Below are 1,426 nucleotides of genomic sequence, written 5' to 3' on the forward strand. Positions count from 1 at the left end.
AGCTGCTCTACCGCGAGCTGCGCGACCGCTTCGGTGAGTACTTCACCGGTGGCAGCGAAAGCCCCGCGATCAGTGTGCGGCGCAGGCCTCGGCGGGCGGCGACAGCCCGAGCTCACCCAGGGCACTTTTCAGGTACGCGAGCTGGGCGCCCGTGCCCCCAGCGGGGGACTCGACGGCCAGGTATTCGGTGCCGGGGTGCACGCCGGAGAGCAGGTGCCGCAGCGCCGCCTGCCAGACCTCCGTGGTGGCGGTCAGCGGCGGTGGGGGCGGGGTGTGCAGGGGCACGTGACACCGCACCCGCCACGGGCCGGGCGGGAAGTCGGCGAGCGCCTGGGTCAGGTCGTCGACCTTCGCGCCGGCGGGGTTGGTCACCTGGTGCGGGTGGCCGGCTTCCACGTACCCCCGCAGAGCCTCCGCGGCCGCGACCGGATCGGTCGCCTCGAGCGCCGCGGCGATCTCGACCCGGATGACCGCGACGCCCGCCGCGGCCAGCCGGTCCAGGGCCGCGACCGGGCTCTCCCAGGTGCAGGCGAGGTCGGCCAGGTCGAGGCAGACACCGAGGCGGTCGCGGTCGAGCCGGCCGAACGCCTCGACGATCGAGTCGGTGTCGTCGAGCACGAAGCCGGGCTCGGGCTGGAAGCCGACGCGGACCGCCCGGCCGGTGTGCCAGGCCACCTCGGCCAGGCCGGCGGAGAGCCGGGAGAGGACCCGGGCGGCGGCCTTCTGCTTGGCGGCGTCCCAGCCCTCGCGCGGGCCGAGACCGGTGGTCGTCACCGCGCCGCGGACGGCGTCCTCGGGCAGCAGGTCGGTGAGGATGCGGGCCAGATCGAGGGTGTATTCGAGCCGGGCCGGGTGGCTCCAGTCCGGCACGGCGGGGTCCTCGTCGCCGCCCTCGGCGTAGGGCGCTCCGCTCAGCGTGACGATCTCGAGCCCGCGGGCTTCGAGCTCGGCACGCAGCCGGGTGCGGGAGCGCCCGTCGATCGCGAGGGCGGCGGCGAGGGTGGGCGGGAGCCAGAGGCTCACCCCCAGGGTGTCCACGGCCAGCCGGTCACGGACGGCGGCGTACGCGTCGAGGTGCTCGACGACGGCCGGGAGGTCCCGGGCAGGCCGCTCGTGGGTGCCGTGGCTCAGGTGGACGACCCGGCCCGAGTGGTGGCGCAAACGCATCAGAATCCCTCCTGGAGCGGGGCGTCACCGGTGCATTCGCACGTGCATCGGTTCGTGCAGCGTCCAGTATGGATCATCTGGCCGCGATTTTCCGATGCGGTCGTGGCGGACCGACGGGGTGCCATGACGCCTCCATCCGTGGGTTGTCTGCCCCCGGATACGAGCCTCGACCGCCTGCCGGATCAGCGGCGTACCGGCCGTGCGACGCCCTGACCGGCGCAGACATGATCCACAAAGGGCGGTGGCATCGGCTCGTGCC

General features: G+C 74.1%; 1 protein-coding gene. It reads right to left on the reverse strand.

Features of this window, described 5'->3' with window-relative positions; genetic code table 11:
* Nucleotides 1-69: 69 nt before the first annotated feature.
* Entirely contained in the window at nucleotides 70-1,167 is a 1,098-nt protein-coding gene (locus AB0C29_RS48330; RefSeq protein WP_360835097.1) for a TIM barrel protein, read from the reverse strand.
* Nucleotides 1,168-1,426 lie beyond the last annotated feature (259 nt).

The sequence above is a fragment of the Actinoplanes sp. NPDC048791 genome (genome assembly GCF_040650095.1).
Taxonomy (GTDB): Bacteria; Actinomycetota; Actinomycetes; order Mycobacteriales; family Micromonosporaceae; genus Actinoplanes.

Bases quoted from the DNA above. Each gene is read 5' to 3' on its own strand.
- AB0C29_RS48330 (WP_360835097.1), bottom strand. From the start codon at position 1,167: ATGCGTTTGCGCCACCACTCGGGCCGGGTCGTCCACCTGAGCCACGGC.